Source organism: Dactylosporangium darangshiense (genome assembly GCF_039537565.1).
Classification (GTDB): Bacteria; Actinomycetota; Actinomycetes; order Mycobacteriales; family Micromonosporaceae; genus Dactylosporangium; species Dactylosporangium darangshiense.
This window is the reverse complement of record NZ_BAABAT010000062.1, coordinates 17,853-32,362: the sequence shown is the minus strand read 5'-3', so window position 1 is coordinate 32,362 and position 14,510 is coordinate 17,853. Positions and strand designations below refer to the sequence as shown.

Genomic DNA, 14,510 nt, shown 5'->3' with positions numbered 1-14,510 from the left:
CCAATGGGCTCGCATCTGCCCAAGAGAATCGGCGCGGGGCATGATGGAGGCATGACGCAGCGGTGGCGCGAGGTGCTCGACCTGGTGGCGGCGGCCGTCACGGCCCGCGGCCCGGTCACCGTGGTGGTCGACGGCACGGACCCGGCGACCGTGCGCTCGACCTCGACGCGGCTGGCCGACACCCTGCGCGCCGCCGTCGACGACGAGCGCACCATCGCGGTCGACGGCGGCGGCGACGCGGTGCTGGTGTGGCTGCGGACGTCCCGGCATCACCACGCCGCGGAGGCCAACCGGGGCGACGCCGCCGACATCGTCGTCGACCTGCACGACCCGGCGTGGCCGGTGGTGCGCCACGTCGCGCCGCGGCTGCTCGAGCACGGCCGGTGGTATCTGCGGGAGTCCCGCGCCTTCTTCGGCGTGCGGGCCGCGACGTGGGACGCGAAGTTCGGCGACGACGGGCCCGCCTACGCCGCCGCGGTCCGCCGCGCCGCCCTGCCGTGCGGCGGCGTCGTGCTCGACGCCGGCTGCGGCACCGGCCGCGCGCTGCCGGCCCTGCGCAACGCCGTCGGCCCGGCGGGCCTGGTCCTGGGCCTGGACCACACCCCGCAGATGCTCGACGTGGCCCGCGCCCGGGGCGAGCGACTGGTCCTGGCGGACGCGCGGCGGCTGCCGTTCGCCGACGGCGCCCTGGACGCGATCTTCGCCGCCGGGCTCGTCATGCACCTGCCCGACGCCGGCGAGGGCTTCCGCGAGCTGGCCCGGGTCACGCGGCCGGGCGGCCGGCTCGTGCTGTTCCACCCGTCGGGCCGGGCGGCGCTGGCCGCGCGCCACGGCCGGGTGCTGCGCCCGGACGAGCCGCTGGCCCGCGGGCCCCTCGCCGCGACGTGCGAGCGGTCGGGGTGGGAGCTGTGCGAGTACGACGACGGCGAGGACCGCTTCTACGCAGTGGCGGTGCGGCGTTGAGCGCCTAGACGGCGACGAGCAGGCCGCGCTGGCGTAGGAAGTCGCGGGCCTGGGCGACGTCGACGGCCGGCAGCAGCGTCCACGGCAGCACGAGCACGCCGGTGCCGCCGGTCACCACGACCCAGAACTCGCCGTTGTCCTCGACGCGCTCGACCGTCGACCACTTGTAGCCGGCCCGCAGGCTCGGGGTGCGCACGCGGACGGCGTCGTCGGTGAGCTCGTAGGTGGCGATCTCGACGAACACGCCCGTGCGGGCGTTCGCCGCCGCGCGGGTGAGCAGCCACGGCCCGACCAGCATGACCACGCCGGGGGTCAGCATGACTCCGCCGCCGACCGGGGCGCCGAGCAGCAGCGCGCCGAGGCCGGCCGCCGAGAGCCCGCCGCCGATGAGGTTCCACGAACGCAGCCCGCCGCGCATCCGCGCCCGCAGCGACCTGCGCGTCCGGCCGCTGTCCGGCTGGACCGTCAGCGTGATGTGCATGGTTCCCCGTTCATCGATTGCTGGGGCGACAGTACGCCATCGCCGATCCCTGTCCGCCGCGGCACCCGGGGTGCATGCTGTCGGCATGAACATCCGCAGTGACCTGCGCGCGGACGCCTGGGAGCGGCGCACCGCCGGCCCGCTGACGGGGCTCGCGGTCGTGTTCCTGGTGGCGTACGCGGTGCCGATCCTGCGCCCCGGCATCCCCCGGGCCTGGCACGATGCCTGCGAGGCGGCCAATGTTGCGATCTGGGCGCTTTTCGTGGCCGACTACTCGGTGCGCTTCTGGCTGCATGTCAACCGGGCCCGGTTTGTCCGCAGCCACATGTTCGACCTCGCCGTGCTGCTGCTGCCGGCGCTGCGCCCGTTGCGGGTCATGCGGCTGTTCACCGCGGTGCTGGTGCTGACCCGGCGGACCGAGGAGTGGGCTCGCGGGCGGCTCGCGCTGTACGTCGGCGCCACGAGCGTGCTGCTCATCTTCGTCGCCGCGCTGGCCGTCCTCGACGCCGAGCGGAACAACCCGGACGCGAACATCACCAGCTACACCGAGGCGCTGTGGTGGTCGTGCGTGACGATCACGACCGTCGGCTACGGCGACCACTTCCCGGTCACCACCGACGGCCGGCTCGTCGCCGTCGGGCTGATGATCGGCGGTATCGGGCTCATCGGCTTCGTGACCGGGTCGCTGGCGACGTGGATCGTGGACCGGATCTCGGTGAAGGACGACAAGACGCAGGACGCGACGAAGAGCGACATCGCGCTCGTCCTCGCGGAGCTGGCCAGCCTCCGGGCGGAGGTCGACCAGCTGCGAGCGGCCCAGGTCCCGGCGGTGGCTCAGATGGCTCAGATGCCGTCGGTGGAGGAACCGACGGTCCAGTAGACGCGGTTGTAGTCCTCCAGCTCGAGGCCGGAGCCGGTGCCGCGGTAGGTGGTGACGCCGCAGTTGGCCGGTGCGCCGCCCTCGGGCCACTGCTGGGCCTGCGAGTAGCTCCAGCCCTCCAGCAGGAACCGGAAGCAGCGCAGTGTGCCGCCGTGCGTGACGACGAGGATCTTCTGCCCGGCGTGGCGGGCGGCCAGCTCGACGAGGAACATGTGCACGCGGCCGGCGACGTCGGCGAGGCTCTCGCCGCCCGGCGGGCGGGCCATGAAGCCGCCGAAGGTCTGCCAGTACTCGTTCAGCCAGGGGAACGCCGCCTCGGCCTCGGCGGTCGTCATGTCGTAGGCGAAGCCCGAGTCGCGCTCGCGGATGAACAGCTCCGGCTTGACGCGCATCGCGGAGCGCTCGGCGGCCGGATATGCCTCGAGAATCCCCTCGGCGGTCTGCTCGGTTCGGGCATAGCCGCTGGTGTACACGTAGTCGAAGGTCCCGAAACGTTCCCGGATGCCATTGCCGGTCTGCAGGGCCTGCTTGCGGCCGTCCGGCGTGAGCTCGATGAGGTGGTCGGGCACGCCGCGCACCACCTGGCGGGCCGCGTCGTCGGCGAAGTAGACGCTGCCCTTCTTGGCGATGTTGCGCGCGGACTCGGCGTGCCGCACGAGGACGAGCAGTGCGGGGTGTGAAAAGGCCACCTACGACTCGTACTGCTCCTGCGGCACGGGTATCAAGGTGACCTCCGACACCTCGATGAACGGGATCGCCTCGCCGTTGACCTCGTCCTGCAGCTCGCGGCCGCTGTACTTGCCGGTGATGTCGAGCCACTGCTGGTCGGCGAGGCCGTCGGGCAGGTCGCCGCCGAGCGCGACCTTCACCGGCCGGGCGTCGGCAGCGCAGCAGCTGACCATCATCCGGGCCAGCAGCCAGGTGTCCTGCGGGCCGCGCATCGCGAAGCCGGTGAGCCGGATGCGCCGCTCGCCGAGGGAGGCGCCCTTGTCGAACACGGCCCGGGAGGCGTAGTCGAGCATCGTCAGGCGCAGCGGGTCGCCGGCCGGCAGCGGCGCGTACTCCGAGCGGGCCGTGACCGCCGAGCCGGAGCGCCCGGCCGCGTAGGAGCCCAGCGCCGGCGGCGCGAACAGCAGCAGGCCGAGCACCGGGGCGAGCAGCAGCCAGGCCACCTTCGGCCCGCCGTGCGCGTGCCCGTGCCCGTCGTCGTCGTGCGCGTGCTCTTCGGCCCCCTTGTGCTCTTCGGCGTTCGTGCGCTCTTCGGCGTTCGTGTGCGCTGCCGCGTTCTTGGGGCCACGCAGCTCGTACCACAGCGTGAACGCCCCGGCGAGCACGAGGATGGCGCCGGCGGCCACGAGGTAGGGCTGCAGGCCGGGCTTCACATAGTTGAGGTACTGCCCCGTGAGGCTGGCGCGCAGCACCGCGCCGCCCACGAGCAGCAGAATGACGGCCTGGGCTTGCTTGTTCACAGCAGTACCGGTCCCAACGCGGCGGAGACGAGGATCGCCACGACGAAGGTGGCGGGCGCGAAGCGCATGGCGAAGCGGCGGCCGAAGATCCCGGCCTGCATCGCGAACAGCTTGAGGTCGATCATCGGGCCGACGACCAGGAACGCCAGCCGCGCGGTGAGCGAGAACTGGGTCAGCGAGGCGGCCACGAACGCGTCGGCCTCGGAGCAGATCGACAGCAGCACGGCGAGCAGGCCGAGCACGACGATCGCGAGGGCCGGGTTGGACGCCACGTGCTCGAGCCACGACTTGGGCACCACCACGGCGATGACGGCGGCGCACGCGGCCCCGACGACGAGGAAGCCGCCGGCGTGCAGCACATCGTGACGTACCGACGCCCAGAACGCCGGCCACTTCGCCATGCCGTCCAGATGGGCGCGCGACGGCATGCGCAGCCAGCTGCCCTTGCCGAACGCCTGCCACAGCCAGCCCATGACGCAGGCGGTCACGAGGCTGGCCACGGCCCGGGCGAGCACCATCCGCGGCTGGCCCGGGAAGGCGACGGCGGTGGAGACGAGCACGACCGGGTTGACGGCGGGCGAGGCGAGCAGGAACGCGAACGCGGCCGCCGGGGTGACGCCGCGGCGAACCAGGGCGCCGGCGACCGGCACCGAGGCACACTCGCATCCGGGCAGCACGACGCCGGCGACGCTCGCCGTCGGCACCGCGAGGGCCGGGTGCCGCGGCAACGCCTTGGCGAAGAACGACGGCGGCACGAAGACGGCGATGACCGCGGAGAGCACGACGCCGAAGACGAGGAACGGGATCGCCTGGGTCAGCACCGACACGAACACGGTGAGCCAGGTCTGCAGCGCCGGCGTGGCCAGCGACCGGGCGATCGGCCCGCGCAGCAGCACCACGAGGACGAGCAGTGCCGCGAGCACCTCGACCGAGCCGGGTCGCCACCGCTTCCGCTCGGGCGGCGCCTCCGGCGGCGCGCTCGTCGCGGGATCGGGGCCGGCGGTCAGCGTCACGGTGAGGAGGCTACCGCGTGCGCTGGGCGGCGCGCCCGATTGACGGTAAGCCGTTAGGTACCGTCGGCATGAAGCGCCGACGAATACTTCGGAGCGTGAATCCATGTTTGACTCTCAGGCGTGCGCACTGGCACACGGCGCCGTCGAGGCTGCGCCCGACGGCCGCGCCGTGGTAGCGGTCTTCGACTCGCCCGTCGCCACCCACCTGCTGCACCTCGCCGCCACGCTGGGCTACCGGGTGGCGCTGGCCGAGCCGGGCCTGTCCGGGGTGAGCATCGACGCGAACACCGACGTGGTGGTGTGCGACCACGATCGGCCCGAGCTCGGCGCGGCGCTGCGCGACGCGCTGGCCTCGCCGGCCCGCTGGGTCGGGGTGATGGGCAGCCCGCGGCACACCGCGCCGCACGTGGCGGCCCTGCGGGAGCTGGGCGTCGCCGAGGCGGACATCGCCCGGGTGCACCGGCCGATCGGCCTCAACATCGGCTCCCGCACGCCGGCGGAGATCGCGCTGGCGACCCTCGCCGGGCTGGTCGCCGACAGGAACGACCGGCCCGGCGGGTTCAGCTTCTCGTAGCTGGCAGCCCGTTCTTGGGGTTAGCAGCCCGGGAGGCGCTCGATCAGGTAGCGCTCGACCTGGTCGAGCGACACCCGGTCCTGGCTCATCGAGTCGCGGTCGCGGACGGTCACCGAGTCGTCGTTGAGCGTCTCGAAGTCCACCGTGAGGCAGAACGGCGTGCCGATCTCGTCCTGGCGGCGGTACCGCCGGCCGATGCCCTGCGCGTCGTCGAAGTCGACCGTCCAGCGCTTGCGCAGCTGGGCGGCGAGGTCGCGCGCCTTCGGCGACAGGTCGGCGTTGCGCGACAGCGGCAGCACGGCCGCCTTCACCGGGGCGAGGCGCTTGTCGAACCGCATGACGGTGCGCCGGTCGACGCCGCCGCTGGTGTTCGGGGCCTCGTCCTCGTCGTAGGCCTCGAGCAGGAAGGCGAGCACCGCGCGGGTGAGGCCGGCGGCCGGCTCGATGACGAAGGGGACCCAGCGCTCCTTCTTCTCCTGGTCGAAGTAGGACAGGTCGACGCCGGAGTGCTTCGAGTGCGTGTTCAGGTCGAAGTCGGTGCGGTTGGCGATGCCCTCGAGCTCGGAGAACTCCTGGCCGCCGAAGCGGAAGCGGTACTCGATGTCGACGGTGCGCTTCGAGTAGTGCGACAGCTTCTCCTTCGGGTGCTCGTAGAAGCGCATGTTCTCCGGGGAGATGCCGAGGTCGATGTACCAGTTCCAGCGCTCCTGGAGCCAGTACTCGTGCCACTGCTCGTCGCTGCCGGGCTCGACGAAGAACTCCATCTCCATCTGCTCGAACTCGCGGGTGCGGAAGATGAAGTTGCCCGGGGTGATCTCGTTGCGGAAGCTCTTGCCGACCTGCGCGATGCCGAACGGCGGCTTCTTGCGCGCGGCGAGGGCGACGTTGTTGAAGTTGACGAAGATGCCCTGCGCCGTCTCCGGGCGCAGGTAGTGCAGGCCCTCGTCGTTCTCAACGGCGCCGAGGTAGGTCTTCATGAGGCCGTTGAACATGCGCGGCTCGCTGAAGGTGCCCTTGTTGCCGCAGTTCGGGCAGTTGATCTCGCTCAGCACGAACGGCTTGCTCGTGCCGTTCTTCTCGACCCAGGCCTCCTCGAGGTGGTCGGCGCGGAAGCGCTTGTGGCAGGAGGCGCACTCGGTCAGCGGGTCGACGAAGGCGTCGACGTGGCCGGAGGCGACCCACACGTCGCGGGCCAGGATGACCGCGGAGTCCAGGCCGACGATGTCGTCGCGCTGCTGGACCATGGTGCGCCACCACTGCCGGCGGACGTTGTCCTTGAGCTCCACGCCCAGCGGGCCGTAGTCCCAGGCCGAGCGCGTGCCCCCGTAGATCTCGCTCGACGGGAAGACAAAGCCGCGGCGCTTCGCGAGGCTGACGACGGAATCGATGCGATCTGCGGCCATGGTTCCTCCTCGGCCTTACGGCGACTGGCTGTCGGCAAGGCTGGTCGTGTTTGTCGGATTGGTCGGGTTCAGCGCAAAAAGCCGGTCGACCCTGGACAAACCGTCAACGTCACCATCGACGGTACGGTTACGCCGGGGCGGGCCGCACCAGATTAACCGGCGAGCGCCGGGCGGCGGGCCGCCGGGCGGCCTAATCCAGTCCGCCGCAGATCACGTAGCGGCTGCCGGCCTGTTCCATGTCGTAGCGTTCGTCGGCCCACCTGCCGTTCTGCAGGACCTGGGCGTCGACGGTGATGCTCTCGTTGCCGATCCGCACGTCGGCCGGGTCGACCCGGTAGTCCATGATCGGCGACTGGCCGAAGTGGTCCTCGAACCAGCCGATGGTGTGCGTGCGCTGCTCGGCGTCGCACAGCTGGCGCCGGGCCGTGGTGTAGTCCTCGTCGCGCACGGCGGCGAGATACACCTCCACGACAGAGGCGACCTGCGACTTGGCGATGTTGTCGGCATATGGCAGCAGGAAGGCGATGCCGACCACGCCGCCGATGCAGCACAGCACCAGCGCCAGGCCGCCGATGCCCAGGCCGATCCACAGCCCGCGCAGGTCGCGGTCGCGCGGCGGCGCGGCGAAGGGGGTGAGCACGCCCGGTCCGCGCGGCGGCGGTGGAACCTCGTCGGGTGCCTGCCACTGCGGCTGGGGGCCGACCTGAGGCGGCATCATGCGATCAGCCTATCCAACGTCAGGCGCGGTCACTCGTCGTGACCTCGAGCGCCCCGCCCGGCGCGCTCTCGGCCAGCACCTCGAAGGCCGAGGGCTCGTCGTGCGCCTGTGCGAGCAGCGGGGTGGCGTGCACCTTCACGTCGAAGTTCGACAGCGCCCGCCGGTAGGACCCGACGGACTCCCATTCGGTGAGGATGCTCCAGTGCTCCGGGTCGTCGTACGCGCGTCCGAGCGCTCCGCGCCGGTACCCTGGGCAGGCCGCGAGGGCGTTGAGCGCGGCGTGGGCGCGCCCCGCGAAGTCCTCGCCGTCCTCGACCACAAATCTGGTGATCACGAGCATGCAACGAGCATACGGAAGGACCCCCGCCCCATGACCGAGCGCGTGCTCATCCGGCTGGCCCGGCTCAACAAGACCCTCGTCTTCCTGGCCGGCGCCGCCGTCGTGTTCGCCGGCATGCTGCTGCCGGGCGTCGTGGGCTCGGCGATCCTGCTGGTCCTGGCGGCCGGCCTGGGCTGGGTGCTCAGCCGCACCTGGGCGGTGACGCCTCCCCCGCTGCGAGCCGTCCGCGTGATCATTCTCCTGCTGCTCGTCTGCGTGGCCGCCTACGAGGCAAGTTGACAACGATTCCCATTATCAGGCACGCTCGGAGGGTGGTTCTCCAGGTCGAACGGGCGGTCGTCGCCTACGATGGCCGGCCCGTGCTCGACGGGGTCTCGCTCACGGTGCACGCCGGCGAGGTGGTCGCCGTGCTCGGCGCCAACGGCTCCGGCAAGTCCACGCTCGTCAAGGCCGCGATGGGCCTCGCACCGCTGACCGCCGGCGAGGTGCGGCTGTTCGGCACCCCGCTGCGGCGCTTCCGCGGCTGGCACCGCATCGGCTACGTCCCGCAGCGCGTCGGCGCCGGCAGCGGTGTGCCCGCCACCGTCGCCGAGGTCGTCGCCGAGGGGCGGCTGGCCCGGCGCGGCTTCCTGCGCCCCGCGTCCACCGCCGACCGGCGCGCCGTCGCCGAGGCGCTCGACGCGGTCGGCCTCGCCGAGCGCGCCCGCGAGCCCGTCTCGGTGCTCTCCGGCGGCCAGCAGCAGCGGGTGCTCATCGCCCGCGCCCTGGCCGGCGGCCCCGAGCTGCTGGTGCTCGACGAGCCCACGGCGGGCGTCGACGCGGTCAGCCAGGAGCTGTTCGCCGGGTGCCTGCAACGCTTCGTCACGTACGGCGGCACGGTCGTGTTCGTCGCGCACGAGTTGGGCCCGCTGCGCCCGCTGATCACCCGCGCGGTCGTGGTGAGTCGCGGCGAGATCGTCCACGACGGTGCGCCGCCGGCGATCGACAACGACCACGTGCACCCGCACGCCGCCACGGCATGAGCATCTTTACGTACGACTTCATGATCCGCGCCCTGCTCGGGGCGCTGATCACGGGCGCGGCGGCGCCGGCCATCGGGGTGTACCTGGTGCAGCGGCGGCTCTCGCTCATCGGCGACGGCCTCGGACACGTCGCGCTCACCGGCGTCGGGCTCGGCCTGCTGCTGCACCGCTCCCCCGTGATCATGGCGGTCATCGCCGCCGCGGCGGGCGCGGTCGTCATCGAGCTGGTCCGCGAGCGGGGCCGCACCTCCGGCGACATCGCGTTGTCGATGCTGTTCTACGGCGGCATCTCCGGCGGCGTGGTGCTGGTGAACCTCTCCGACGCGCAGAGCAGCCGCAGCCTGGTGACCTACCTGTTCGGCTCGCCGCTGACGACCAGCCGGCAGGACCTGACGGTGATGCTCATCCTCGGCGTCGCCGTGCTCGCCGTGTCGATCCTGCTGCGGCCGTGGCTGTTCGCGGTGTGCCACGACGAGGAGTACGCGCGGGTGTCGGGCCTGCCGGTGCGCACCCTCAACCTCATCCTCGCCATCACCACCGCGGTCACCGTCACCGTCGCCATGCGGGCCGTCGGGCTGCTGCTCGTCAGCGCGCTCATGGTGGTGCCGGTGGCGACCGCGCAGCAGCTCACCCGCGGCTTCCGGGCCACCATGCTGGCCGCGATCGGGCTCGGCCTGCTCGTCTCCGGCGGCGGGGTGTGGCTGTCCACCGCGATCGACACCGGGCCCGGTGCCACGGTGGTGCTGCTCGCGATCGCCGGCTTCTTCGCGGTCACGGTCGGCGCCTCGGCCGCGCGGGCCGCGCGCGGCGCACGGCACCGGTCGTCGGATACCGGCGCCGGCGAACCGTCCGCACCCGCCGAACCGGGCCTGACCGCCGCGGCGCCGGGCGGGGCCGGGCCGCTGGACCACACGGGTGAAGCGCGTGCCGGGGCCTGACGGCCGCAGCGGGCCGGCGCCTGACGGCCGCAGCGGGCCGGCGCCTGACGGCCGCAGCGGGCCGGCGCCTGAGGGCCGCCGCGCGGCCACTCGGCCCGACGGCTACGAGGCCGCCGGGGAGCTGCTGCGGGCGTTGTCCGCGCCGCTGCGTATCCGGATCGTCACCGAGCTCGCCGAGGGGCCCAGGTGCGTGCACGAGCTGGTCGAGACGCTCGAGGCGCCGCAGCCGCTGATCTCGCAGCACCTGCGCGTGCTGCGCGGCGCCGGCGTGGTGCACGGCGCTCGGCGGGGCCGCGAAATCGCATATTCTCTGATTGATGAGCACATTGCGCACATCGTCGCCGATGCGGTCAGCCACGCCCGTGAGGGGTAAGCGCGCCGCGGCCGTCTGCCTGGTGGCGCTGGTGGCGCTGTCCGGGTGTACCGATAAATCGGATAAATCGGCCGAGAACGGCGCGGTGGCGAGCGCCGCCCCGACCGTGGAGGCCTCCGACCCGGCGACCGCGTTCAAGGCGGCGGTGACGAAGACCAACCAGGCGACGATGACGTTCACGATCGACGCCGACCTCGGCACCCTGGGCTCACAGAAGGCCAGCGGCGCGGCCGACCCGAAGGCGAAGGCGACCGGGTACCACTCCGACCTCACCCTGTCGGGCCGCAGCGTCACGATCGATGCGATCCTCGTGGGCTCCGACCTGTACCTGAAGGTGCCCGGCGTCACCAGCGGCGACCGCTGGGCCCACATGGACATGACGAAGGTGAAGTCGCTGTCCAAGCTCGGCCTGGACGCCAGCGGCAACCCCACCAACCTCGGCACGCTGGACGCCGAGGTGGTCGCGGTGACCCGGACCGCGCCCGGCGCCTACAGCGGCACCCTCGACCGCACGAAGAACCCGGTCGTCGCCGGCGCCGGCGGGGTGAGCGAGGCGCTCAAGAGCGTGCCGTTCGAGGCGACGGTCAATCCGCAGGGGTACGTCACGTCGCTGGTCATCCACACCCCGCCGGTCGGCAGCGGCCCCGCCTCGACGTCGACGTCGAAGTTCGCCGACTTCGCACAGCCGATCGCCATCGAGCGGCCGGACTCCGCGGAGGTCCAGCAGGCGCCGGACGAGCTGTACCAGGCCCTGCAGTAACCCCACGCCGGCGTGCGCTGCGGCGGACGGCCGGGTGCCGCACGCTGGAGTCATGAAGCTCTATGCCGACCGCACCCCCGTCGCCATCCGGCAGCTCCTCACCGACGCCCTCGTCGTGGCGTGGGTCTACGCCTGGGTGAGGCTGGGCATGGCACTGTTCGACCTGATCCAGCGTCTGGCCGCACCGGGCCGCAAGCTCGAGGGCGCCGGCGACGGGCTCGCCGCCAATCTCAACTCGGCCGGCGACAAGATCAAGGGCGTGCCGGGCGTGCCCGACTCGGTGGCCGCGCCGTTCACCAACGCCGCGAACGCCGCCATGTCGCTGGCCAACGCCGGCCGCGAGCAGCAGGACATCGTCAACGACCTGGCGTGGGTCCTGTCGATCGTGGTCGTGGTGGTGCCGCTGCTGTTGGTGGTCGGCGTGTGGCTGCCGCTGCGCATCCGCTGGATCCGCCGGGCCGGCTCGGCCGCGCGCCTGCGGTCGGTGGCGGCCGGCCGGGACCTGCTGGCGTTGCGCGCCCTGGCGACGCAGCCCTTGCGGCGTCTCCTGCGGGTCGACCCGGAGATCGCCGCGCTGTGGCGGCGCGGCGATCCCGATGCGGTCGAGGCCCTGGCCCGCCTGGAACTGCGGTCCCTCGGCCTCAGGTAGCGTTGCGGTTACGTTCCGGAGTTACGCCGCCCGTTTTGTCCGAGCGGTTTGGTGGCCGGGTGTAGCGTGCGATGAAGCAGGAGGCGCGCTCACGGCACCTGGCATCCGTCACTGCGGCCGGCGACGGACGTCGGATTCGGTGGACGGCCCCGGCGACCACGACGCCGTGGACGAGCCTTCCGCGGGCGCGGGCACGACGCCTTCCTCCAGCGACAGGTACCGTCCCTGGAGCACCCGCTTGGTGGCCGCCACTTCGACGGCGTCGGCGTTGTCCCACAGCTCGCGGAAGAGCGCCTCGGCCCGAAGCGCGGCCTGCCGGCAGAACAGGTCGGCGAGCTCGACGCCCTCGGGCCGCTCCGCCCGCTCGGCGCGCGCCTTGACGCAGGCCGCGGACATGGCGAAGAGCTCGGCGCCGATGTCCACGACCCGGCCGAGGAAGCCCTGCTTGTGCTCGAGCTTGCCCTGCCAGCGGGCCATCGCGTAGAACGTCTCGCGCGCGAGGCGGCGCGACGCGCGCTCGACGTAGCGCAGGTGCGCGGCCAGGGGGCCGAACTCGCCGTAGCCGCCGGGCAGCTGGCCCTTGCCGGCGACCAGCGTCGGGAGCCACTTGGCGTAGAAGCCGCCCGCCCGGCCCGCCGCGCGGGCCTTGCGGCCCAGGCCGGCCTCCGGGTCGATGATGTCGCCGGCGACCGAGAGGTGGGCGTCGACGGCCTCGCGGGCGATCGCCAGGTGCATGATCTCGGTCGAGCCCTCGAAGATGCGGTTGATCCGCAGGTCGCGCAGGATCTGCTCGGCCGGGATCGGGCGCTCGCCGCGCGCGGCCAGCGAGTCCGCGGTTTCGTAGCCGCGGCCGCCGCGGATCTGCACCAGCTCGTCGGCGACCTTCCAGGCCAGCTCGCTGGCGTAGAGCTTGACCAGGGCCGCCTCGATGCGGATGTCGTTGCGGTTGTCGTCGGCCAGGCGGCAGGAGACCTCGAGCATCGCCTCCATGCCGTACGTCGAGCCCGCGATGAACGCGATCTTCTTCGCGATCGCCTCGTAGGCGCCGATCGGGCGGCCCATCTGCACGCGCTCGGCCGACCAGGAGCGCGCGACGCCGAGGCACCACTTGCCGGCGCCGACGCACATCGCGGGCAGCGACAGCCGGCCCGTGTTGAGCGTGCTCAGCGCGATGCGAAGGCCCTGGCCCTCGCCGCCGATGACGTTGGCCGCCGGCACCCGCACGTCGTGGAAGCGGGTGACGCTGTTCTCCAGGCCGCGCAGGCCCATGAAGGCGTTGCGCCGCTCGATCGTGACGCCGGGCGCGTCGCCCTCGACCACGAACGCGGTGATGCCGCCGCGGTGGCCCTCGCTCTTGGGCACCAGCGCCATGACCACGAACAGTGTGGCCAGGGTGCCGTTGGTGGCCCACAGCTTGACCCCGTTGAGCAGGTAGTCACCCTCCGGCGTCGGTACCGCGGACGTGCGCATGTTGGCCGGGTAGGAGCCGACCTCCGGCTCGGTGAGCAGGAACGCCGACACCTCGCCGCCGGCCAGGCGGGGCAGGAAGCGCTGCTTCTGCTCGTCGGTGCCGACCAGCTTGAGCGGCTGCGGCACGCCGATGGACTGGTGCGCCGACAGCAGCGCGCCGATGGACGGGTTGACCGAGCCGACGAGCATCAGCGCGCGGCAGTAGTCCAGGTTGGTCAGGCCGAGCCCGCCGTACTTCTCGTCGATCTTCATCCCGAAGGCGCCCAGCTCACCGAGGGAGGTGAGCACCTCGTCCGGGATGCGCGCGTCGCGCTCGATCTGCTGCCCGTCGACCTCGGCGGACATGAACGCGGCCAGCTTCGCGCGGAACTCGGCGCCGCGGGCCTCGGCTACCGGGTCGAGCTCCGGCAGTGGGTCGATGAGATCGAGGCGGAGCCGGCCGAGGAAGAGCTCCTTGCCGAAGCTGGGCTTCCTCCACTCGGTTTCGCGACTCTCCTCGATGACCTTGCGCGCCTCCCGTTCCGCGCGCACCTCCGTGGAAACCATGGCCACCCCCAGGTAGACGGGCCTAACACCAGGTTATTACCCGCGGGTAGCCGGCACCATGCCTCAAGCCAGGCAGCGGGCAACCACGGCGGCGGCGACCTCAGATGGCGCCTGATCGGGGATCCAGTGACTGACCCCCGCAAGGGGGACGAACCGGTAGTCCGCGCTCACGTACTCCGCGCAGGCCCGGGCGGCCGTGGCGCCGATGGCCAGGTCGCCGTCGCTCCACACGTACGTCGTCGGGACCGTCGCCTGCCCCAGGCCCACCAGGTCGAGTGAGCTCATCGCCCGGTACCAGTTCAGCGCCGCCGTCAGCGCGCCCGGCTCGAGCAGCGGCCGCACGTAGGCGTCCACGCCGGCCGCATCGAGCCCGGCGCCGTCGAAGATCGCCCGCAGCCGCCGCGCGTCGCCCTCCAGCAGCACCTCCTCGGCCTTGCCGGGCTGGCGGAAGAGCTTGATGTAGGCGGAGCGGGCGCGCTGGTCGGGGTCGTTGGCGTAGGCGTACGCCGAGGCGTGCGGGTGCGGCACCGAGACCGCCGTGAGCGTGCGGACCCGCGCCGGATGGCGAAGCGCCACATGCCAGGCGCAGATGGCCCCCCAGTCGTGGCCCACCAGGTGTACCGACGCAAGATCCAGGGCGTCGAGAACGGCCACGGCGTCCAGGGCGCACTCGGCGATGCGGTAGGCCTCGGCGCCCTGCGGCCGGGCGCCCGGCGACGTGCCGCGCTGGTCGAGGGCGTAGGTGCGCAGGCCGGCGGCGTGCAGCGCCGGGGTGACCGCCGCCCACTCGCCGCTGTGCTGGGGGAAGCCGTGCAGCAGCAGGACCGGCGCCCCGCCGTCCGGCCCGCCGGCGACCACGTCGAACGTCAGATCGCGCGCCGTGATTTTCATGACCAGAGACTACGAGTCAA

At 72.5% G+C, this 14,510-nt stretch carries 18 protein-coding genes; 9 read left to right on the top strand and 9 right to left on the bottom strand.

The window, feature by feature from the left end:
- Positions 1–51 precede the first annotated feature (51 nt).
- Complete coding sequence (locus ABD901_RS52395; protein ID WP_345141982.1) at positions 52–963, top strand: class I SAM-dependent methyltransferase; 912 nt, start codon at positions 52–54, stop codon at positions 961–963.
- A 4-nt stretch (positions 964–967) separates the two neighbouring features.
- On the opposite strand, the gene ABD901_RS52390 is transcribed toward ABD901_RS52395, so the two are convergent.
- The gene (locus ABD901_RS52390; protein ID WP_345141978.1) at positions 968–1,444 is read right to left on the bottom strand and encodes a YcxB family protein; all 477 of its coding nucleotides are present in this window, start codon (positions 1,442–1,444) and stop codon (positions 968–970) included.
- 85 nt (positions 1,445–1,529) lie between these two features.
- Between ABD901_RS52390 and ABD901_RS52385 the strand changes: the two genes are divergently transcribed.
- A complete protein-coding gene (locus ABD901_RS52385; protein WP_345141975.1) occupies positions 1,530–2,324 on the top strand; it encodes a potassium channel family protein in 795 nt (264 codons plus the stop codon).
- Here the strand turns inward: ABD901_RS52385 and ABD901_RS52380 are convergent.
- Genes ABD901_RS52380 through ABD901_RS52370 form a run of 3 tightly spaced genes read right to left on the bottom strand, consistent with a single transcriptional unit; the run spans position 2,288 to position 4,800 of the window.
- A complete protein-coding gene (locus ABD901_RS52380) occupies positions 2,288–3,013 on the bottom strand; it encodes a histidine phosphatase family protein (RefSeq protein WP_345141972.1) in 726 nt (241 codons plus the stop codon). The genes ABD901_RS52385 and ABD901_RS52380 overlap by 37 nt on opposite strands.
- Positions 3,014–3,793 carry a TIGR03943 family putative permease subunit gene (locus ABD901_RS52375; RefSeq protein ID WP_345141970.1) on the bottom strand — a complete coding sequence of 260 codons (780 nt, stop codon included), beginning with the start codon at positions 3,791–3,793 and terminating at the stop codon, positions 3,014–3,016.
- On the bottom strand, positions 3,790–4,800 hold the full coding sequence (locus ABD901_RS52370) for a permease (protein ID WP_345142056.1): 1,011 nt from the start codon (positions 4,798–4,800) through the stop codon (positions 3,790–3,792). The genes ABD901_RS52375 and ABD901_RS52370 overlap by 4 nt, the downstream gene beginning before the upstream one ends.
- Before the next feature lie 109 nt (positions 4,801–4,909).
- Here ABD901_RS52370 and ABD901_RS52365 point away from each other — a divergent pair, with 109 nt between their 5' ends.
- Complete coding sequence (locus ABD901_RS52365; protein ID WP_345141967.1) at positions 4,910–5,380, top strand: XdhC family protein; 471 nt, start codon at positions 4,910–4,912, stop codon at positions 5,378–5,380.
- Between the two features lie 20 nt (positions 5,381–5,400).
- Here the strand turns inward: ABD901_RS52365 and ABD901_RS52360 are convergent, their stop codons facing one another.
- The 3 genes from ABD901_RS52360 to ABD901_RS52350 all read right to left on the bottom strand — a co-directional run bounded on the left by ABD901_RS52360 (position 5,401) and on the right by ABD901_RS52350 (position 7,841).
- Positions 5,401–6,783, bottom strand: coding sequence for a glycine--tRNA ligase (locus ABD901_RS52360; RefSeq protein WP_345141964.1), 1,383 nt, complete (start codon positions 6,781–6,783; stop codon positions 5,401–5,403).
- Between the two features lie 190 nt (positions 6,784–6,973).
- The gene (locus ABD901_RS52355; RefSeq protein ID WP_345141961.1) at positions 6,974–7,501 is read right to left on the bottom strand and encodes a hypothetical protein; all 528 of its coding nucleotides are present in this window, start codon (positions 7,499–7,501) and stop codon (positions 6,974–6,976) included.
- Between the two features lie 19 nt (positions 7,502–7,520).
- Entirely contained in the window at positions 7,521–7,841 is a 321-nt protein-coding gene (locus tag ABD901_RS52350; RefSeq protein WP_345141958.1) for an antibiotic biosynthesis monooxygenase family protein, read from the bottom strand.
- Here ABD901_RS52350 and ABD901_RS52345 point away from each other — a divergent pair.
- From ABD901_RS52345 to ABD901_RS52320, 6 genes are all read left to right on the top strand, one after another.
- A complete protein-coding gene (locus tag ABD901_RS52345; RefSeq protein WP_345141955.1) occupies positions 7,782–8,120 on the top strand; it encodes a DUF6703 family protein in 339 nt (112 codons plus the stop codon). The two genes, ABD901_RS52350 and ABD901_RS52345, sit on opposite strands and share 60 nt — an antisense overlap.
- 32 nt (positions 8,121–8,152) lie before the next feature.
- Positions 8,153–8,863, top strand: coding sequence for a metal ABC transporter ATP-binding protein (locus tag ABD901_RS52340; protein WP_345141952.1), 711 nt, complete (start codon positions 8,153–8,155; stop codon positions 8,861–8,863).
- Complete coding sequence (locus tag ABD901_RS52335; protein ID WP_380138168.1) at positions 8,860–9,801, top strand: metal ABC transporter permease; 942 nt, start codon at positions 8,860–8,862, stop codon at positions 9,799–9,801. Before ABD901_RS52340 ends, ABD901_RS52335 begins: the two co-directional genes overlap by 4 nt.
- A 121-nt stretch (positions 9,802–9,922) precedes the next feature.
- On the top strand, positions 9,923–10,174 hold the full coding sequence (locus ABD901_RS52330; protein WP_345142053.1) for an ArsR/SmtB family transcription factor: 252 nt from the start codon (positions 9,923–9,925) through the stop codon (positions 10,172–10,174).
- Complete coding sequence (locus tag ABD901_RS52325) at positions 10,164–10,934, top strand: LolA-like protein (protein ID WP_345141949.1); 771 nt, start codon at positions 10,164–10,166, stop codon at positions 10,932–10,934. The genes ABD901_RS52330 and ABD901_RS52325 overlap by 11 nt, the downstream gene beginning before the upstream one ends.
- A 52-nt stretch (positions 10,935–10,986) precedes the next feature.
- A complete protein-coding gene (locus tag ABD901_RS52320; RefSeq protein ID WP_345141946.1) occupies positions 10,987–11,583 on the top strand; it encodes a hypothetical protein in 597 nt (198 codons plus the stop codon).
- Positions 11,584–11,691: 108 nt separating this feature from the next.
- Here ABD901_RS52320 and ABD901_RS52315 read toward each other — a convergent pair whose 3' ends face one another.
- Both ABD901_RS52315 and ABD901_RS52310 read right to left on the bottom strand, forming a co-directional pair.
- Complete coding sequence (locus ABD901_RS52315) at positions 11,692–13,599, bottom strand: acyl-CoA dehydrogenase family protein (RefSeq protein WP_345141943.1); 1,908 nt, start codon at positions 13,597–13,599, stop codon at positions 11,692–11,694.
- Between the two features lie 63 nt (positions 13,600–13,662).
- Positions 13,663–14,490, bottom strand: coding sequence for an alpha/beta fold hydrolase (locus ABD901_RS52310; protein ID WP_345141938.1), 828 nt, complete (start codon positions 14,488–14,490; stop codon positions 13,663–13,665).
- Between the last annotated feature and the right edge of the window lie 20 nt (positions 14,491–14,510).